19 protein-coding genes are annotated in these 19,772 nt (G+C 47.1%); 16 read left to right on the forward strand and 3 right to left on the reverse strand.

Going from position 1 to position 19,772, the window contains the following annotated elements; translation table 11 throughout:
• Nucleotides 1-144 precede the first annotated feature (144 nt).
• Entirely contained in the window at nucleotides 145-381 is a 237-nt protein-coding gene (locus tag AC4E8B_RS07265; RefSeq protein ID WP_490217916.1) for an IDEAL domain-containing protein, read from the reverse strand.
• A 192-nt stretch (nucleotides 382-573) separates the two neighbouring features.
• Between AC4E8B_RS07265 and AC4E8B_RS07270 the strand changes: the two genes are divergently transcribed.
• Nucleotides 574-1,140 (forward strand): competence protein ComK, encoded by a 567-nt coding sequence (locus AC4E8B_RS07270; protein ID WP_490219554.1) that lies wholly within the window; start codon nucleotides 574-576, stop codon nucleotides 1,138-1,140.
• 23 nt (nucleotides 1,141-1,163) lie between these two features.
• Here AC4E8B_RS07270 and AC4E8B_RS07275 read toward each other — a convergent pair whose 3' ends face one another.
• Nucleotides 1,164-1,571 (reverse strand): YhjD family protein, encoded by a 408-nt coding sequence (locus tag AC4E8B_RS07275; protein WP_490217917.1) that lies wholly within the window; start codon nucleotides 1,569-1,571, stop codon nucleotides 1,164-1,166.
• 232 nt (nucleotides 1,572-1,803) lie between these two features.
• Between AC4E8B_RS07275 and AC4E8B_RS07280 the strand changes: the two genes are divergently transcribed.
• The 6 genes from AC4E8B_RS07280 to AC4E8B_RS07305 all read left to right on the forward strand — a co-directional run bounded on the left by AC4E8B_RS07280 (nucleotide 1,804) and on the right by AC4E8B_RS07305 (nucleotide 11,187).
• Entirely contained in the window at nucleotides 1,804-3,795 is a 1,992-nt protein-coding gene (locus tag AC4E8B_RS07280; protein ID WP_490217918.1) for a S9 family peptidase, read from the forward strand.
• 287 nt (nucleotides 3,796-4,082) lie between these two features.
• Nucleotides 4,083-5,024, forward strand: a complete 942-nt coding sequence (locus AC4E8B_RS07285; RefSeq protein ID WP_490217919.1) for an LCP family protein — start codon at nucleotides 4,083-4,085, stop codon at nucleotides 5,022-5,024.
• A gap of 85 nt (nucleotides 5,025-5,109) precedes the next feature.
• Nucleotides 5,110-5,724 (forward strand): TVP38/TMEM64 family protein, encoded by a 615-nt coding sequence (locus tag AC4E8B_RS07290; RefSeq protein ID WP_490217920.1) that lies wholly within the window; start codon nucleotides 5,110-5,112, stop codon nucleotides 5,722-5,724.
• 21 nt (nucleotides 5,725-5,745) lie between these two features.
• On the forward strand, nucleotides 5,746-6,300 hold the full coding sequence (gene lepB, locus AC4E8B_RS07295; protein ID WP_490217921.1) for a signal peptidase I: 555 nt from the start codon (nucleotides 5,746-5,748) through the stop codon (nucleotides 6,298-6,300).
• A gap of 82 nt (nucleotides 6,301-6,382) precedes the next feature.
• The gene (locus AC4E8B_RS07300; protein WP_490217922.1) at nucleotides 6,383-9,616 is read left to right on the forward strand and encodes an AfsR/SARP family transcriptional regulator; all 3,234 of its coding nucleotides are present in this window, start codon (nucleotides 6,383-6,385) and stop codon (nucleotides 9,614-9,616) included.
• Nucleotides 9,617-9,774: 158 nt separating this feature from the next.
• Nucleotides 9,775-11,187 (forward strand): phage lytic cycle repressor MrpR family protein, encoded by a 1,413-nt coding sequence (locus AC4E8B_RS07305; protein ID WP_490217923.1) that lies wholly within the window; start codon nucleotides 9,775-9,777, stop codon nucleotides 11,185-11,187.
• A 432-nt stretch (nucleotides 11,188-11,619) separates the two neighbouring features.
• Here AC4E8B_RS07305 and AC4E8B_RS07310 read toward each other — a convergent pair whose 3' ends face one another.
• On the reverse strand, nucleotides 11,620-11,937 hold the full coding sequence (locus tag AC4E8B_RS07310) for a hypothetical protein (protein WP_490217924.1): 318 nt from the start codon (nucleotides 11,935-11,937) through the stop codon (nucleotides 11,620-11,622).
• A 230-nt stretch (nucleotides 11,938-12,167) separates the two neighbouring features.
• On the opposite strand from AC4E8B_RS07310, the gene AC4E8B_RS07315 reads away from it, so the two are divergent.
• The 9 genes from AC4E8B_RS07315 to fabG all read left to right on the forward strand — a co-directional run bounded on the left by AC4E8B_RS07315 (nucleotide 12,168) and on the right by fabG (nucleotide 19,753).
• Nucleotides 12,168-13,385 carry a substrate-binding domain-containing protein gene (locus tag AC4E8B_RS07315; protein ID WP_490217925.1) on the forward strand — a complete coding sequence of 406 codons (1,218 nt, stop codon included), beginning with the start codon at nucleotides 12,168-12,170 and terminating at the stop codon, nucleotides 13,383-13,385.
• A gap of 146 nt (nucleotides 13,386-13,531) precedes the next feature.
• Nucleotides 13,532-14,299, forward strand: coding sequence for an ABC transporter ATP-binding protein (locus AC4E8B_RS07320; RefSeq protein ID WP_490217926.1), 768 nt, complete (start codon nucleotides 13,532-13,534; stop codon nucleotides 14,297-14,299).
• Nucleotides 14,283-14,990, forward strand: a complete 708-nt coding sequence (locus AC4E8B_RS07325; RefSeq protein WP_490217927.1) for an ABC transporter ATP-binding protein — start codon at nucleotides 14,283-14,285, stop codon at nucleotides 14,988-14,990. The genes AC4E8B_RS07320 and AC4E8B_RS07325 overlap by 17 nt, the downstream gene beginning before the upstream one ends.
• Before the next feature lie 15 nt (nucleotides 14,991-15,005).
• The gene (locus tag AC4E8B_RS07330) at nucleotides 15,006-15,875 is read left to right on the forward strand and encodes a branched-chain amino acid ABC transporter permease (protein ID WP_490219556.1); all 870 of its coding nucleotides are present in this window, start codon (nucleotides 15,006-15,008) and stop codon (nucleotides 15,873-15,875) included.
• Complete coding sequence (locus tag AC4E8B_RS07335) at nucleotides 15,872-16,870, forward strand: branched-chain amino acid ABC transporter permease (protein ID WP_490217928.1); 999 nt, start codon at nucleotides 15,872-15,874, stop codon at nucleotides 16,868-16,870. The genes AC4E8B_RS07330 and AC4E8B_RS07335 overlap by 4 nt, the downstream gene beginning before the upstream one ends.
• Nucleotides 16,871-16,880: 10 nt before the next feature.
• Nucleotides 16,881-17,072, forward strand: coding sequence for a hypothetical protein (locus tag AC4E8B_RS07340; RefSeq protein ID WP_490217929.1), 192 nt, complete (start codon nucleotides 16,881-16,883; stop codon nucleotides 17,070-17,072).
• Between the two features lie 28 nt (nucleotides 17,073-17,100).
• Nucleotides 17,101-18,102: a 3-oxoacyl-ACP synthase gene (locus tag AC4E8B_RS07345; protein ID WP_490217930.1), complete on the forward strand. Its 1,002-nt coding sequence runs from the start codon at nucleotides 17,101-17,103 to the stop codon at nucleotides 18,100-18,102.
• Nucleotides 18,081-19,016, forward strand: a complete 936-nt coding sequence (gene phaZ, locus AC4E8B_RS07350) for an intracellular short-chain-length polyhydroxyalkanoate depolymerase (RefSeq protein ID WP_490217931.1) — start codon at nucleotides 18,081-18,083, stop codon at nucleotides 19,014-19,016. Before AC4E8B_RS07345 ends, phaZ begins: the two co-directional genes overlap by 22 nt.
• A complete protein-coding gene (gene fabG / locus AC4E8B_RS07355) occupies nucleotides 19,013-19,753 on the forward strand; it encodes a 3-oxoacyl-ACP reductase FabG (RefSeq protein WP_490217932.1) in 741 nt (246 codons plus the stop codon). Before phaZ ends, fabG begins: the two co-directional genes overlap by 4 nt.
• Nucleotides 19,754-19,772: the final 19 nt, after the last annotated feature.

A 19,772-nucleotide genomic window follows, 5' to 3' on the forward strand; every position in this document is an offset into this window, starting at 1 on the left:
GGCAAGCGCCCTCCGCTTTTCTATCTGTCCAGCTCCGGCTCCTAGGTGCTCGAGTCATAAGCCACTCCAGGATTAAAGGCATAGACCGCCTTTTATCCTGGAGCGTCTTATGCTTGTCGCACCTGAACAGTCGCCTCCGCTTTTCTAGTTCCCAAATTTTTCGTTCAGTTCTTTGTATTTTTTGGATAGCCGGGTGAACAGGGCCTGGTTGCGGTCATCGAGGGCTTGATCGATTTTTTTGGCCAGTTTTTCTTTTTCTGATATCAGCTGCACTTCCGACAAGAGCATATCAATGTAGAGGTGTAAGACGTACGTGTCCTTAAGCTGTTTGCGGTTCAGTGTGTTCTTTTTCATCGACTCTGCATATGACTTCTCTTTCATGAAAATCACCCCTGCTGCTTTTTAATATTATATGGAGGAGCGGGGGAAAATTCAACTAAATTATTTAAATTTTTAGAAAATTTATTCGTGAGGTATATGATTGGCAATAATTAACTAAAAATTTGCAATTATCTGGAATAATAGTGGTATAATGAAATGAAACGAAGAGCAAAGGAGATGAATCACTTGGATATGCATAAAAAAAGATTGGTAGAGGAATACGAAATAAATCCTTCTACAATGATCATCATGCCGCAGGCATACGGCAAAAAAGTTTATTCGCGGATATTTGAGGTGGAAGATGAGTTTCTGTCCCCGTTCAAACCGTTTGATATTGTCAAAAAAAGCTGCGGCTACTTCGGTTCCTCATATGAAGGAAGGAAGGATGCGACAAAAGATATCATTGGCGTTACGCATAAAGTCCCAATCGTCATCGACCCGACAAACCTGCTATATTTTTTTCCGACAACTTCCCCGAACAACCCCGATTGCATCTGGATCTCCTATGAGCATATTGCAGCCCACAATCGCACAGATCCCTCACATACCAAGGTCGTATTCGGAAACAGGCACACACTGATCCTCCCTGTATCATCCAGTTCGTTTGAAAATCAGCTCCTCAGGACAGCCCATCTAAGGACAAAGCTTCACCAGCGGATCGAAGGGCACGGCAGGAAAATGTTCTATTTTACAGATAATCAGAGGCCCAACAAAGCTTCAGAGCCTGCTGGCAGCTACCGCAACAGGCGGCTTGAGTGACGGCATGCGCCTCCGGCGATAAGTCACCGGTGCTGCCCTGGGCTCTTTAGATGGAGGCGGCTTTCTTCCTGCATCGCCCATCGTTTGAACAAGTAATATTCCATCAGCTCCTGCACCCTGTTGCGGATTCTCGGATTAAAATAGTTATGGTGCTCTTCGTACCCCTTATAAAGGAACATGAACATTGTGAATGCTTCATCCCGCTTTATTTCCTGGACCTGGAGGCGGTTATCCTTCATATAGCGCTTAACGCCTGCCAGCTCCGTCTGGATGAATTTCATCGTATCCTCAATTAAATTCAGGTAAGGCTTTTTGAGTTTAAAGGGACTATTGTTAATCACAGCAATATCCCTGTTCAGCACAACCAATACCATAGGAAGATAGATTGCCTGCTCCATAATATTTCGGTCATCCTCTGGAATTCTTGTCATATCAGCTTGCTCCTCCGAACAGAAGTAGAACGTATGTTCGTTAATATTTTACTTAATCCCGGCTCTCTATGCAAGTCGAATTTGGCGTCTCTTTTTAACAGTCTTCCTCATATTCAGGCATAGAGCTCATTTAGAGCAGAAAAAAATAATTTTTCCTGAAAAAATGCCAGTCAGGCAGGAAAAGTATTTCTGTTGTCGAAATAAGTAGAATGGTTTTACATATGAAGGGGAGATGATTATCATGGCAAAAAACACCATTGCATCAAAAGATCTGCATCATTTAAAATCAGCGGCCGACCCCCAGCTGGCGCCGAATGGCAAGGATTGTGTCTATACGGAAACCGTCATCCTGGAGGAAAAGGATGCATACAGCTCCAATCTTTATTACATAAACACGGAAGAACTAAGCGCTCCTGTCCAATGGACATTCGGTACATGGCGCAATCATTCGCCGCGCTGGTCGCAGGACGGCAGCAGAGTGGCCTTCGTATCAAACCGCAGCGGGAAAAATCAGATCCACATCCTTTCCGCAGCCGGCGGAGAGGCCCGCCAGCTTACATACTGCAAAAACGGTGCCGGCAATCCGGTATGGTCGCCCGACGGCTCCAAAATCGCCTTTACTGTTTCCCTCGGGGAGGGAGAATCGGTTAAGGACCGCGAAGGCGGGGAGGAAAAGGAAGAAAAGCCTGCACCGCTTGAAGTGAATAAGATGAGATATAAATCTGATGCCCAAGGCTTCTGGAACGGGAAGTTCACCCATATTGCCATTGCCTGCACTGAATCCGGAGATATCGAGCAGCTGACAGAGGGAGAGAATGATTACAGCCTTCAAAGCTGGTCGCCGGACGGGAAGTACATAGCTGTCGCAGCAGACTTGAGCAAAGACAAGGATTTTTCATACGGCAGTGATGCCTGCCTGATCAATCTTGAAACGAAAGAGCATGAGCAAATCACCAATGGTACAGGCTATTTCGGCAATATCACCTGGTCGCCTGACAGCCGCTATCTTGGTTTGATCGGGCATGAAAGGGAGTTTGAGAATGCTACGCTTTCAAAAGCGTGGATTTATGACCGGGAACAGGGAGAATTGCGCTGCCTGACAGCAGATACAGACCTGCTGATCGGGGATTATGCGATCGGCGACTTCCAGCAGGGAGCCGTATCCCCAGGCCTTCTTTGGTCAAATGATAATCGGAGCTTCTATTTCCTGGCCACTGATAATGGCAGCACGGCAGTTTACTACGGGACGGTTGAAGGAGAGCTGTTTCCTGCGCTGCTGGACAGGCAGCATGTCTATGGCCTGTCAACCGGAGGGAATGATGACAGAGCTGTAGTGGCTGTAAGCAAGCCCGACCATCCGGGTGACCTGTTCCTGCTGGAAATCACTACAGGCAAACTGGAGCAGCTGACGGCTGTCAACTCTGAGTTTTTGGAGAAAACCGGCCTTTCCGCAGCAGAACCGATTGAATTTACTTCCGCTGACGGATGGGATCTCCATGGCTGGCTGATGAAGCCTGCCGGTTTTGAAGAAGGGAAGAAATATCCGCTGGTCCTTGAAATCCATGGCGGGCCGCATGCGATGTATGCCAATTCCTATTTCCATGAGTTCCAGGTTCTTGCAGCTAAAGGCTATGCTGTGCTTTATATCAATCCAAGGGGCAGCCATGGCTACGGGCAGAAATTTGTGGATGCCGTCCGCGGTGACTACGGTGGCAGGGATTACGAGGATTTGATGGATGCAGTAGATTATGTGCTGAAGGAATATCCGTTCATCGACCAGGACAGGCTCGGAGTGACGGGAGGAAGCTACGGCGGCTTCATGACCAATTGGATCATCGGCCACACAGACAGGTTCAAGGCAGCCGTAACTCAGCGATCGATCTCAAACTGGATCAGTTTCTATGGAGTAAGCGACATCGGCTATTATTTCACAGATTGGCAGATCCAAGCGGGGCTTGATGATATCGAAAAGCTTTGGAAGCACTCGCCGCTTGCTTACGTTGATCAAATGAATACGCCTTTGCTGATCCTTCACGGCGAAAAGGATTTCCGCTGTCCTATTGAACAGGCGGAACAGCTGTTCATCAGCCTGAAGCACCGCAAAAAAGAAACGAGCTTTGTCCGGTTCCCTGAATCCAATCATGAGCTCTCCAGGAGCGGGAAGCCTTCGCTCCGGATCAGCCGCCTTGATTATATCTCAGGCTGGTTTGACAAGCATTTGTAATCTTTTTTCCAGTAAATAGCAGGATAATCCGGAAAAACAACCGCAAAGCTGTGAGTCTTTGCGGTTTTTTGTGTACAATAAGATTAAAGGACAGTCCCTAAAGCCGCAAAATCAGACAAGTAATCCTAAAGGCTGCAAGGACAAGCGAAACTTTTTATACACCAACACAGTCTTATAAAGTGGTATGCATTTTTACAAAACTATGGCTTTGATTATGCGGTCATGCTGGTATTCCCGGAAAGAACCGCTTTCCTCAGGCCTGATTATAAAAGGGAAGGATAGTTGCGATGAGATCGGACCGGTACGAAAAGAAGCAGAAAAAGAAGAAGCGAAAGTGGAAGCTTGTTGTTCTATTCCTGCTTTTAATTATAGCTGTCACACTTGGGTATGCCTATTACCAGTTCAACCAGGGTGTAGCCCAGTCAGAAGATAAAGTAAAAAATATGAAAGAAGTGAAATATGAATTCAATGGCGAAACAGACAAATACGGAGGCACGAACGTATTGCTGCTTGGAAGCGATGCCCGCGGGGAAGAAACGCCGCGGACCGACACCATCATGGTAGGCCAGTACCATCCTGATAAGGGGACCTATAAAATCATATCCATCATGAGGGATTCGTATGTAGACATCCCGGGACATGGGAAAAACAGGATCAATGCTGCGTTTGCATACGGCGGCCCAGAATTATTGAGGCAGACGATCAAAGAGAATTTTGATATTGATATCCAGTATTATTCGATCGTAGATTTTCAGGGATTTGTCCAGCTTATTGATGAAGCATTTCCGAATGGTGTCGAAGTGGACGTTGAAAAGGAGATGTCGGATAATATAGGAGTAACGCTGAAGCCAGGTCTGCAAAGGCTGGACGGAGAGCATCTGCTAGGCTATGTGCGCTTCCGGCATGATGCTGTTGGCGATTTCGGCCGGGTGGAAAGGCAGCAGAAGGTGATGAAGGAAATAGCTGATCAATTCACCAGCATCCAGACACTGCCGAAGCTTCCTAAGCTCGTAGGTGTCGTCACCCCGTATATCAACACAAATATGGATACAGGGGACATTTTGTATATGGGGAAAAGCCTTCTGTCTAAGGAAGGCAGGCAAATCGAGACATTAAGGGTCCCTGTGGAAGGCTCCTATTGGGATGAAACAACTTCAGGAGGGGCGGATGTCCTTGGGGTAGATCTGGAACAAAACCGGCAGGAGATAAGCGGATTTTTGTCGAAATAATGGGCGCTGAGGAAATTGTGGTGTAAAGACTCCTTGGCAGAGGTAAGAATAAATACCGAATTGTTTTTACTAAGGAGATTTTCAAATGGATTTTGACTTGCTCAAGGATTGGCTGACACTGGAAAATATAATGGATCTTATTGAACGATACCGTTCTTTTGGGCCGCTGCCTGGAATATTGCTGCCAATGCTTGAAGCTTTCCTGCCTTTTCTGCCGCTGTTCCTGTTCGTCATGGCAAATGCCAATGCTTTTGGATTGTGGCTAGGCTTCCTGATATCCTGGGCGGGTGCATGTTTAGGTGCCATGCTTGTGTTTTACCTGGTCCGGAAATACGGGCAGAAGAGGCTGTTAACCTTTCTGAGGAAACATGCAAAGGTGCAGCAGCTGATGAGCTGGATCGAACGCCATGGCTTTGGCCCTTTGTTCATCCTGCTTTGCTTTCCATTTACGCCGTCTGCCATTGTCAATATAGTGGCCGGACTTTCCAAAATAAGCTTTGCCCAGTATATGCTTGCCGTACTGACAGGCAAAATGGTCATGATTTTCACCATGAGCTTCATTGGCTATGATATAAGGTCATTGATTACCCAGCCAATCAGGACAGTGATTGTCCTTGCTGTTATTTTCATTCTTTGGTATGTCGGCAAAAGGATTGAAGTAAAGATAAATATGGGAGCAGATAAAGACAGCAGCAAGTAAACCATGGAGGTGGGGGACCGCGTGAAAGAAGAAGTTAAGCGGGAGGGGCTTGAGTGGGTAAAGGCCTTCGCGATCGGAATCATCATTTTTGTATTTATCCGTATGTTTTTCTTTTCAAATTATGTTGTTGAAGGCGGGTCCATGATGCCGACGCTGCAGGATGGAAACAAACTGGTGGTCAACAAAATCGGCTATCAGGTCGGGGAGCTTCAAAGGTTTGATGTCATAGTCTTCCATGCTAATGAAAAAGAGGATTACGTCAAGAGAATCATCGGGCTTCCGGGTGACAGGGTCGACTATAAAGATGACCATCTTTATATAAACGGCAATCTTGTAGAGGAGCCATTCCTTGAAAAATACAGAAAAGAAATCCTTGGCAGCCGCCTGACCGGCGATTTCACCCTGGAGGAAGTGGCCCATACAGAAACAGTGCCCGAAGGACAGCTGTTCGTCCTTGGGGACAACAGGCTGGAAAGCTGGGATGGCCGGCATTTCGGCTGCATTGATGCTGATCAGGTGGTAGGGAAGGTGAATCTACGCTATTGGCCGATCGATGAAATGGATATTAAATTCTAAGGACTTGGAGAATTCAAGTCCTTTTTGTATGCAAATATGCTAAAATAATCTAAAAATTATAAAATGGAAAGGAGGGATAAAAATGCCTGTCATTAAGACCAAGCTGATGGTGCCGCCAGTCAAAGAGGGATATATCCGGAGAGCAAGGCTTTCAGCCAAAATGAAAGCGGTTTCTGGATATCCGCTGTGCATTGTCGAGTCAGGTGCCGGGTATGGAAAAAGTACGGCCCTGGCCCTGTTCGTCCATGATGAAAAGCTTCCTTGCAGCTGGTATTCCATCTCATCCGAGGATGATGACATCATTCCTTTTCTATCCTGCCTTTTGGCATCGGTCCGTTTGGCACATCCTGATTTCGGGACTGAGATTATAAGCATCCTGGAGCAGCTGGACCGGTATGTAAAAGAAGAAGAAATCCGTTCACTCGCCTCTTTATTCATAAATGAAGCTGCTCTGCATGATGAAGCTATCCTGCTGATCCTTGATGACTTTCATCAGGTTGAGCACTCTTATACAATCAACTGCTGGATGGAAACCCTCCTTGAACATATTCCGCCGAACCTTCATCTTATTATCTCAAGCCGGAGCAGGCCGGGATGGAAGCTGCTGAAAAAGATGAGGGTCACAGACAAGCTCCTAGAAATAACGAAAGAGGACCTGGTCCTTTCCCGGGATGAAGTGGAGCTGCTCTTAAATGAATTGTACGGAATTTCCATTAAAGAGGGCGATTTGGACAGAATTTGCCTTGCTACAGAAGGATGGGTCATTGCTGTCGGTATGATTGGACAGCAGCTGACAGACAAAAAAAGCATTTCAAATTTATTCGGGGCATCGTCGGGCTCCCTGGCAGACCTTTTTCAATATCTGGTCACAGAGGTATTTGCCAAGCAGCCGCCGCTTATCCAGCAATTCCTTGAACAAACAAGTATTTTTGATGACATGACAGAAGAACTTTGCAATGAAGTCCTGGGGATCGCCGGGGCAGGGGCGATGCTTCAGCAGCTTACGGAGAAGAACCTGTTTATCCATAAGATAGGAGAAAAAGTATACAGATACCATGCCTTGTTCAAAGAATTCCTGGAGAAGCAGCTGAAAGCCGGACAGCCGCAAAGCTACCGGCTTTTGAATGAAAGGTGTGCACGCCATTTTGTCCGAAGCCTCCAGTGGGATGATGCCCTTAAACATTTTGAAAAGATCGGTTCAACAGAAGAAATGGCGTCTATATTGAGCGACCAGGGACTGAAGATGCTTGAAACCGGTAAGCTGGGAAGCCTGTCAGAACGGATGGCCGGCATCCCCGTGCAGACAAAGGACAGGTTTTTTCCAGTCTGGTTTCTTGAGGGTGAGGTATTGCGCTACAGATCTTCGTATCAGGAAGCAGAGCTTGCGTATGACAGGGCGGCATCAGGGGCCGACCTTAAACAGGACCTGATTTGGAAGGCCCGTGCACTTGAAGGGAAGGCGAGGATCTATCTTGACACAATTCAGCCGCATAAAGCAGAGCGCATTTTATCTCAGGCGATACAGCTGAAGGAAGGGGATATCAGAGGGGAAAAGGACGAGCCGGCAAGACTTTATCATTTGCTTGCGGAAAACCTTATAAATGCCGGGCAGGCTGCGAAGGCAGAAAAATGGATGGAGAGAGCAGAATCCATGGGCCATCAGATGCTGGACAAAAGCCTTCTGGCACGGCTCTATTTAAGGACGGGTAAATTGGCAGACAGCCGGAAAACCTTGCTGGCCGGCCGGAAAACAAAGAGCGAAGGCAAACCGCTCCCAAAATCCCACAGGGAGACAGATCTGCTGCTCGCCCTTATCGAGGCATTTACAGGCAATGGAGCAGAAGCGAAAAAATTGTCCCAGGAAGGCATCCAGCAGGGAATCAGCACAAAGGCGCCGTTCGTGGAAGCCTGCGGCTGGATCAGGCTTGGGCATGCGGCACAGCTGCTGGGGGAATATGATTCGGCACTTGCGGAAAAATGCTACAGGACTGCATTGGATATAATGGACCGGCTTGAAATTGAAAGAGGGAAAGCAGAGCCTTTGATGGGATTGTGCATTTTATACGGAGAGCGGAATGACTACAGCAAATCAATGGATGCCGGAAGGGCAGGGCTGCAGGAAACCGAGAGAGTGAAAGATATGTGGCTTTCTTCCCTGATCCTCATCAGTATGGGCATCAGCTCTGTCTACGGGAGGCGCTTCGGTGAAGCAGATAAGCATTTTGAACTTGCATATAACATGCTTCAGCAGTGCGGGGATGATTACGGCTGTATGCTGGCCTTATTCTGGAAAGCCTATTCGGCGCATCAGCAGGGACTTCAAGAAGACTTTCAAAACTCCTTTAAATCTTTCCTCCGTCAGATGCAGTGGGGGGACTATGAATTCTTCCTGTTCAGGAGGACATTATTCGGCCCGAGGGACTTGCAGATGTTTGCCCCCCTTCTTATTGAAGCAGAAAAAAATGGCATCATGCCTGATTATACTTCCAGGCTGCTAAAAGAAATGAATCTTGGCAATCTTCATTCCCACCCGGGATTCACCCTCAAAGTGAAAACCCTCGGGCAGTTCCGTGTATGGCTGGGCGATAAGGAGATCGACGAAGGAGGATGGCAGCGCGGCAAAGCCAAAGAGCTGCTCCAGCTTTTTCTCACCCATCTCCACCAGCTTATCCGGAAAGAAGACATATTTGATATGCTTTGGCCTGAGCAGGATGCCGCAAGTGCTGATAGGGACTTTAAAGTCGCCCTGAACGCACTCAATAACGTGCTTGAACCAAACCGCAAGCCAAGGAAAAATCCATTTTTCATCAACAGGGAAGGCACCTCCTACGGAATAAATCCAAAAGCTGTCATTGATTTGGATTCCATCCTTTTTGAGGAGTGGGTGAAAGATGGGCTGGAAGAGAAGGACCATGGCAAAAGCATCCACAGACTTGAAAGAGCCCTGAAACTGTACACAGGGGACTATCTGCCAGAGCGGCGCTATGAGGATTGGTGCATCAGTGAAAAAGAAAGGCTGCAGGTTTACTTTTTGAGGGGGGCTGAAAAACTCGCGCAGCTTTGCGTCCGGAAGGAAGACTATGACATGGCGATCGAATGGTGTGAAAGAATAATAGAAAAAGACCGGACATGGGAGGAAGCTTACAGGCTCCTGATGTACTGCTACTACAGCAAAAACAATCGCCCCCGGGCCATCAGATGGTTCCAGAAGTGCTGCGGGGTCCTTGAAGAAGAGCTGGGCGTGGCGCCTCTGGAACCGACACTCCATATGCATCAAATGATTATGGAATCAGGGAATGTTGCTGGTCATGCGTAACGGAACGCTGTTCATCTTTACGTGAACGGGTAAGTAACGAGAATTACTTTCAGCTCGCTAAGTGATTTGAGGTGATTTAGGTGATACAGGTGGGGCATATACAAAGAGTTGAAGAAATTTATTGGGATAAACTCTTATTAGGAGTGGAGTCGATTTAAATGACTACAGACCTTACTTTAGATAAAGAAACATTTAACTACACAACAAAATTAGACTTCATACTTACAAGGACTGAAAGCGCCAGAGATAACTTTAAAAATCTCTTTGTAAACTTTAATCCATTTGAACAAGAACTTAATAAAGACTTAATGTTCTTCACTGAAGAACAAGTCGGTCGGGTAGTTTCTTATATGAATCCTACAACTTATAGTTCGAAGCGTAACCGATTATCACAATTAAATGGTTATTTTGAATATAATGTATGGCAAGGAAATATAGTCAAAAATCCAATCGAAGGTTTGGGAATATCATGGATAGAAACCTTTGTTAGTCCCGAGGGTAAGACTTTACTAACCGATAAGGAACTGGATGAAATAGTATCTAAGTGTATTAACCCACAGGATTCCGCACTTCTACAATTAGTTTTTGAAGGAGTGAATGGGAGGAACAATAGCGAATTTACAAACTTAAAGAAAACTGACTTTAATCGAACAACAAGTGTTGTGTTACTAAATCGAGGAAGACCCGATGAACGAAATTTGACTTTATCTGAAAAAGCAATGGACCTTTTAGTGAAAGCTTCCGAACAGACTGTATATTTACTAGGTAACGGAGTAGTAAAAAGAGGTGCAAAGAAAATTTCTCTAGCAGAAAGTGAATATGTGTTCAGACCAACAACTAGGATTAATTCTGAAAGTAAACAGATGACTGATACAGCCGTAAGTAGAAGGATAAAAGACATTTTGACCCACTTTGATTATCCAAATATGAACCTATCTACAATAAAGAAAAGTGGGCAAATAAAGGCTATTGTCCACACTTGTTTAAAGTATGGAGTTTATTATGAGGATTTAAATCAGCATTTGCATTGGAAAGAGATAGCCGAAAAATCTAATTATAAAGTTGCTGATAATGGTGGTTACCCATCTTATCATAATCTAAAATATAGTATTGATTATGACGATATAATTGAATTATACGGAGATTTCCAGAGTAGAATCTTTGGTGACTTCACCTTAGTACAAGATTCTTTGACTGAGAGAGAATCTGTTAATAGAAAGAAAAGAGAAGCAAGTTATAAATTCAAACAAATGATGCTAGAGAGTTATGATGGAAAATGTGCAATAACTGGTGAATCTTTTGAAGGTGTCTTAGAAGCATGCCACATTCAAGAATACATTAACACTGAAAGTGACCATTATCAAAACGGTATATTGTTAAGAACAGACTTGCATAAATTATTTGATAAAGGTCTACTGGTTATTAATAATGATTTTACCATTGAAATTTCAGAAACCGTAAACTCAGATTATTACCGGAAGTTTAATGGTTCAAAACTATCACTACCTAAGTACAAGAGATTTCAACCATCATCAGAAGCACTCGAATACAAACGAAGAGCACACCTTTAGCTGAACACCAAATTAATTAAAGTTATGTAAAAAATTGTAAAACGGAAAGAATATCGCCAATTCTAGGGCGAATAAATGAAAAGCTGGGGAGAATCATTGTAATTTGAGGTAGAATAGCAGCCAATTTGGGTAGAAAAGATTTAATTTTAGAATGAATAATGCCGGCGGCCCACTTCGGGCCGCTGTTCTAACCTGCATCTGCCTGCGCCGGAGCCTTTGCTCCGGCGCTTTTTAGCATTAGAGAATTTAATCGGTGTGTTTTCCGCATTTTTATCGTCAAAGTTCCGCCGGCAAGCCGCTTCCGCTTTTCAATTGTCCAGCTCCGGGCGCTAGCCCCTCGAGTCATAAGCCACTTTGGAACCGAAGGCAAAGAACGCCTTCAATTCCAAAGCGTCTTATGCTTGTCGCACCTGAACAGTCGCCTCCGCTTTTCTATTTAACAACCTGCGCCTTATATGCGGGCTCACAGTATACACAGATGTGTACATCTACATCATAAGTCAGGATGTCTGCGGCATTGTATTCGATGTCACAGAATGAGCAGGAAATCATTTTATCTTCTTCAAACTCTTCTGCAGATTCATGGATAGGGTCGTTTATGTTGATGATTTCTACCCAGATGCCTTTTGAGAGCGGGAGATTGGTCCTTAAATATTCCTGGGCGGCTTCTTCTGTTTCCCAGAAGCCTAAATCCCACAGCAGTTCATTTGCGCTTCCATCCTGTGTCATCAATCCATAAACAGTTTTCATTATCTTTCGTCTCCTCTCAGACGGAAATTAAGATCAATAGATTTCTTATCTCTTTTCCGCTTTTCTTAAGTATTAAACCATTTGCAGAAATTCCCAGACTGTGCAGGTCAATTTCCTCCGGCAATAGAAATTAAGAATATATCTAGGCTGTAACCGATTTGTAACTGGAGCTGATTAGGATGAAGGCAGGAAGATATGCAGCAAATAATTAATTTCAAGGGGGAGAAAGGATGAAAAAGAATACAGGGAAAATGGCATTGGGCTGCCTGATGTCGCTGATGGTGGTCTTTTCGAGTGCCTGCAGTTCAGAAGAATCGGGAGGCAGCGGGGACGAGAAGAGCAAGCCGATCAAAATCGGCGTGCTGGCTTCGCAGACAGGCGGGCTTGAGTCATATGGAGAACAGACCCTGCGCGGCTTTGAGCTGGGCCTGGAATATGCGACAGACGGTACGAATGAAGTGGCAGGAAGGAAAATTGAGTTTATTGTAGAGGACACTGAAACAAAGCCGGAAGTTGCCGTCCAAAAGGCGACAAAGCTGCTTGAGGAAGATGAAGTCGATTTCCTGGTCGGATCCTCCAGCTCCGGGGATACATTGGCTGTGCTTCCCCTCGCGGAAGAATATGAAAAAATCATGGTCGTCGAGCCCGCAGTAGCCGACAGTATTACAGGATCAGAATTCAACCCTTATATTTTCAGGACCGCGCGCAACTCCTCCCAGGATGCAGTCGCTGGTGCTGCATCCATCGCCGGGGATGGTGTGAAAATAGCAACGCTTGCCCCTGATTATTCTTTCGGGCGCGACGGTGTGGCGGCATTCCGGGATGCGGCTGTGAAGCTCGGCGCAGAAATTGTCCATGAAGAGTATGCGGATCCTGCCGCAACCGACTTTACTGCAAACATCCAGAAAGTAATAGATTCAAAGCCGGACTATCTGTTTGTCATCTGGGCGGGGGCCAATTCGCCTTGGAATCAGATCGCTGATATGAAGGTCCAGGATAAAGGCATCAAAATTTCCACAGGCGCACCGGATATTGCTGCCCTTGCGACAATGGAGCCATTGATCGGGATGGAAGGCTTCTCCGTCTACTATCACGATCTTCCGGATAACGAAATCAACAGCTGGCTGGTGGATGAACATAAAAAGCGGTTTGACGGGGATGTGCCGGATCTCTTCACTCCAGGAGGCATGAGCGCCGCGATCTCCATCGTGGAAGCACTGAAGAAAACCGAGGGCAGTACAGATGCAGACACGCTCATTGAGACAATGGAAGGAATGAGCTTCGAAACGCCGAAGGGGAAGATGACATTCAGGGCAGAAGACCACCAGGCCCTTCAGGCATTGTACGCAATCAAGCTGGAGAAAAAGGAAGGCATCCCATACCCAGTCCCGGTGCTGGTGAGGGAACTGTCGCCTGAAGAGACAGCGCCTCCTGTCCTGAATAAGTAAGTAAAGGCCGGATCATAAAAAATAACATTGGCAATGGACTCCGGCAGCAGGCCTGGGTCCATTGCTGCAAAGTGGATCCGGGGAATGAGCCAGGCATTCTTTTGGAGTATGCCGCAGGCAGCTGAATATAAAGTGGAGGTGGGCATGTGGGTCCAATCATAGAAACAAGAGATTTATCAATATCATTCGGAGGCCATAAAGCAGTGGATTCTGTCTCGCTTTCTGTCCCGGAAAATGAATTTTTATCGATCATCGGTCCCAATGGGGCAGGCAAAACGACTTTTTTCAACCTGCTGAGCGGCCAGCTCGCCCCTACAGGGGGATCGATCCATTTGCGCGGGGAAGATATCACAAAGCTTTCTCCTGTTGAAAGGACGAGAAGGGGGATCGGCAGAAGCTTTCAAATAACCAATGTGTTTCCCAGCCTGACTGTGCTGGAGAATGTAAGGCTTGCGGTTCAGTCCCAGGCCGGCATCCGATACCAGATGCTGCACCATTTCAAGAGGTATAAAGAGCTCGAAGAAAGGGCCTCTGAATGGCTGAAGCTGGTATTGCTTGATAAAAAACAGGATGCAGCAGCCGCCAATCTGGCGCACGGCGAGAAAAGGAAGCTCGAGATTGCCATGCTCCTCGCGTTGAATACGGAGGTTCTTCTGCTGGATGAACCGACAGCAGGGATGTCGCTGGAAGAGGTTCCGGCCATCCTTGAAGTCATCAGGAAAATCAAACAGGAAAGCGGCAGGACCATCATTCTGATTGAGCACAAAATGGATATGATCCTTGATTTATCAGACAGTGTCATGGTGCTGTTCAATGGCTCCCTTCTGGCTAAGGGAACGCCTCGGGAAATCATGGAAAATGAAACAGTGCAATCTGCATATCTGGGAGGTTTTGAGCATGCAGGCTCAGCTTAAGCTGACAGATGTAGAAACGTATATAGGCCAGTACCACATCCTTCAGGGAGTCTCGCTGGAAGTGGCGAAAGGGGAAGTCACTGTACTTCTGGGCCGCAACGGTGCAGGGAAGACCTCCACCCTTAGAACCATCATGGGGCACAATGTCCTGAGCAGAGGAAGCATTGAGTGGAAAGGTGCCGAAATCGGCGGCCTGCCTCCTTTTGAAATTGCGAGAAAAGGGCTTGGCTATGTGCCGGAGGACCAGGGCATATTTGCAGGGCTGACAGTTGAGGAAAATATGAAGGTGGCCATGCGGAAAGAAACTCCATCCGCTTTGGAAAAGCTGGATTGGACGCTGGATCTTTTCCCGGATTTGAAGCGCTTCTGGAAAAAGCCGGGCGGCCTTTTGAGCGGGGGGCAGAAACAGATGCTTTCCATCGCAAGAGCTTATGTCAATGATAATGATTTAATGCTGATTGATGAGCCGAGCAAAGGACTGGCACCGATCATGGTTGAAAAAGTGATGGATTCAATCATGCAAATGAAGGAAAAAACCACGATCGTCCTTGTGGAGCAGAACTTCATGATGGCAAGCGCGGTTGGTGACCGCTATTACATTATAGATGATGGAGGAACGGTCGGGGGCGGGCCGATGTCAGTGCTGAAGGAAGATGAATCTATGAGGAAAAAATATTTGGGCATTGCCTAGAAAGGAGAGTAAATGATGGAGGTGCTAATCAACCTTGCCATAAACGGGCTTGCGACCGGCATGCTGATTTTTTTGCTGGCAGCAGGCCTGACGCTCATATTCGGACTGATGGACGTTCTTAATTTTGCCCATGGCGGACTGTTTGCATGGGGGGCCTATAGCGGGACATGGATATTTGCACAGACAGGCAGTTTTGCTGCCGGGATCATCGGAGCAGTCGTGACCGGGCTCATACTGGGTTTTTTGACAGAACGGTGGATCATCAAGCCGGTGTACGGTAATCATGTCCAGCAAATATTGATTACACTTGGACTGATGCTTGTATTATCCGAGCTTCTCAAAGTTGTCTGGGGTCCCAATCAGCTATCCGCGGCCCCGCCGTCCTACCTGGCCGGCAGCTGGGAGCTAGGCGGAGTGATCATCATTAAATACAGGGTGTTCATCATCATCGTCGGGCTGCTTGTTTTTCTCGGGGTGCAATTTGTTCTCCGCAACACGAAAATCGGCCTTGTTGTACGGGCCGGGGTTATGGACAAAGAGATGGTCCAGTCGCTGGGGATCAATATCAAAAGAGTCTTTATGGTTGTTTTCATGGCAGGATCGGGAATGGCCGCCTTGGGCGGTGTGCTTTTAGGCCCGTATTCGGGTGTCATCCATGCGGAAATGGGGATGGAGTTTGCGATCCTTGCTTTCATTGTCGTTGTAATTGGGGGAATGGGCAGTTTCTCGGGGTCCATTCTTGCTGCCATTCTGGTAGGGCTTGCCGGAGCCTTTATGTCCTATTATGTTCCATCTCTTTCCCTGGCCGTTAACATGCTGCTAATGGCTGCCGTGCTTATCTTCAGGCCGCAGGGTCTATTCAGATTGAAGGGGCGGGGAGTATGAAGTATATCATTGATAATAAAAAGGCTATGGTTTACACATTTATAGCAGCGGCATTGATGCTGCTTCCATTTGTGTATGAATCCAGGACAATGCTGATTTTGTTTACACAGATCTTTATTTTTGCCATCTTTGCTATGAGCTACGATATCCTGCTTGGATATACAGGGATCGTTTCCTTCGGCCATGCCATGTTTTTCGGGATCGGCGCCTATACAGCAGGCGTGATGATGAAAAGGATGGATCCGACGATGGTGAACCTCCTATTGGCTGTGCTGCTGACAATTGTCCTTACCGCTGTCCTCAGTTATGCAGTCGGACTTTTGACATTAAGGCTGAAAAGCCATTTTTATGCCATGCTGACCCTGGCTTTTGCAGGCCTTTTCCTGGTCCTTGCCGAGAAATGGAGAACAGTTACGTACGGAAACGACGGATTTACCTTCAGGGTACCGGAACTATTAAAAGACCGGACAGACTTTTACTTTATCTGCCTGGCGGCTATGATTCTTGTTTTTATGATATTGTCGCGATTTACCCATTCCCCGCTCGGAAGGGTGCTCCAGGCCATCCGTGAAAATGAACAGCGGACAGAGTCCCTTGGCTATAATGTGATTCAGTACAAAATTGCCGCCAGCGTTGCCGCCGGTGTTATAGCAGGAATTGCCGGGATGCTGTACAGCATATCCCTCCGTTTCGTCAACACGAGCGTTTTTACAATGGATATCACTCTTGATGCCCTGCTGATGACGATTATAGGTGGAGTCGGAACACTGGCGGGCGCCATCATCGGAGCCGGGATCATTGAATTTGCCCATCACTGGCTGACAGAACTTGCAAAGGTCCATTGGATTTTTGAACGGTGGATCATCTTCTTTGGGATCATATATATATTGGCCGTTATGTTCTTTCCGAAAGGGATTCTCGGGACGCTCAAAGGGAAGCGATGGAAACGCACTGAAAAGAAAGCAGACAAAAAAGAAGAAAAGATTGCCGGCTAGGGGGGAGAAGATGGTTCATGGCCAGGTTGCCTCGTTCATTATCCGGATATATCTGAGTGACCAGGAAGGGACAGCAGGCAAAAGGAATTGGAGAATTAAGGTGACGCATGTGCAGGAAGACAGGGAAACTTTCTTTGAAACGCTTGAAGAAGCCAATGATTATATGAAAATGGCAGCCGGGGTGCTGGGGCCGGTGCAATAAGGAGGCGGAAAAACTGGATATCGGAATTATGGCAACAGGCATTTATTTGCCGGAAACATATATAACGAGTGCAGAAATTGCCAAAAAAGCAGGAATCCCGCTTAACATTGTGGAAAATAAAATGGGGATCAAAAAGAAGCCGGTTCCAGGACCAGAAGATCACACCTGCGAAATGGGGATCAGGGCAGCCCGCAAGGCCATCGGGAAAGCTGGGATCGATCCGCTGGAAATCGACCTGGTCATCTATATCGGCGAAGAATATAAAGAATACCCCTTATGGACAGCAGGCATCAAGCTTCAGCATGAAGTCGGCGCCTATAATGCCTATGCATTTGATATGGCCCTCCGCTGCGGGACCGCTATAATGGGGCTGAAGACAGCGAAGGATATGATGTCAGCAGATCCCGGCATATCGACAGTCCTGCTTGCCGGCGGCTACAGGAACGGGGACTTCATCAATTACGAAAATGAAAGGACCCGGTTTATGTTCAATCTGGGAGCAGGGGGCGGTGCGATCCTTTTGAAAAAAGGACTGTCCTCAAACAGGCTGCTGGAAAGCGCTATTATAACCGATGGATCTTTTTCAGAGGATGTTGCGGTCGTGGCAGGAGGAACCAAAAACCCCATGACGGCAGAGGCGCTTGAAAACGGCCTCTATCAGCTGGATGTGATGGATCCGGCCGGGATGAAGCAAAGGCTGGAACAGAAGTCCATGGAAAACTTTCTGAAGGTAATAAGGAAAGCGGTTGCAAAAAGCGGCTGTGCGGAGAATGATATCCATTATCTTGCGATGCTCCATATGAAAAGGTCTGCCCACGATTTTGTCCTTCAGGAGCTGGGCCTTGGACACGGGCAATCTATTTACCTTGAGGATTTTGGGCATATCGGCCAATTTGATCAAATACTGTCATTGGAGCTTGCTGAGGAACAGGGAAGGCTGGCACCGGGGAAAATAGCGGTCCTCGTCAGTGCAGGCATAGGCTATGCCTGGGGTGCTTCTGTCATTAGATGGGGGGAGGATGGAAAGTGAATAAGAATATAGTATTGAAAAAGGCCGCGCTGAGCAACGGGGAAACCATCAGCTGGAGGGAAAGGGAAGGCGGCCGGCACAAGCTGCTGCTCATCCATGGCAATATGACTTCCTCGAAGCATTGGGACCTGGTGTTTGAACATCTGGATCCTAAATATAAGCTGTATGCGGTCGATCTTAGAGGGTTCGGCCAATCCACTTATTTCGAGCCAATCCGGTCCATCAAAGACTTTTCGGATGATGTAAAGCTGTTTTGCGATGCAATTGGACTCTCCGATTTTTCTGTTGCCGGCTGGTCGACTGGAGGCGCGGTTGCTATGCAGCTTGCTGCAGACAATCCCGGCCTGTGCAAGCGCCTGATTCTTTTGGCCTCAGCTTCCACAAGAGGATACCCGTTTTACGGGACGTCAGGGGATGCTGTGCCTGATTCATTAGCACGCCTGGCAAGCCTGGAACAAGTAAAGGCGGATAAGAGCAAGACGATTCCTGTGCAGTCGGCTTATGACAGAGGGGACCGGATGTTTTTAAGGGCAATGTGGGATGCCCTTATTTATGATAAAAATCAGCCGGAGCCTGCAAGATATGAAGAGTATCTGGATGATATGCTGACACAGCGGAATCTTGCTGAAGTTTATCATTCTCTTAATATTTTCAATATAGGTTCCGTTCCGAACGGTGCAGCAGCCGGAACAGGGGACGCGGGTAAAATTAAGGTGCCGGTGCTGGTCCTGAGAGGAGACAGGGATCAGGTAATAACAGCGGGGATGGCCGGGGAAATCCTTGAGGATATCGGAAGCAATGCACACTTTGCAGAATTGAAGGATTGCGGCCATTCCCCGCTCGTCGATGATATCGGGCAGCTGCTCGATGTGATGTCGGAATTTTTGGATAAAGAGCTGGAGGTATTAAAGTGAGACTAAAAGAGAAAACAGCCATTATTACTGGTGCGGCCAACGGAATTGGGCTTGCCGCAGCCGAAAGATTTGCACGTGAAGGGGCCAATGTGGTCCTGGCCGATTTCGATGCGGAAATCGGCAGGCAAAGGGAAGAGGAATTAAGGGAAGAAGGGCTGCAGGCCAGGTTTATCCAGGTGGATGTAGCAAAAAGGGAGAGCATTGACGAACTGGTCCGCCAGGTGCTTGAAGACTATGGGAGAATAGACATCCTGATCAATAATGCGGGGATCACTCGGGACAGTATGCTGGCAAAGATGGCTGCCGAGGATTTCCAAAAAGTGATTGATGTAAACCTGACCGGTGTATTTCATTGCACCCAGGCTGTGGTCCCGAGCATGATCGAGCAGGGGAAAGGGAAGATCATCAGCACTTCATCTGTATCAGGGGTTTACGGAAATATCGGCCAGACCAATTATGCTGCCGCGAAGGCAGGGGTTGTGGGCATGACAAAAACCTGGGCTAAGGAGCTGGGCCGAAAAGGCATCAACGTCAATGCGGTTGCTCCGGGTTTCATCCATACAGGAATGACAGCAAAGGTTCCTGAGAAAGTGATCGGGCAAATGAAACAGATGGTGCCGCTCGGGCGCCTGGGCAGCCCGGAGGATATTGCCAATGCCTATTTATTCCTTGCATCCGATGAATCTGATTATATTAATGGAACCGTCCTGCATGTGGACGGCGGCATTATGATGTAAAATAGTCTGCCGGGAGGGA

Source organism: Bacillus sp. SRL543, from assembly GCF_984799205.1.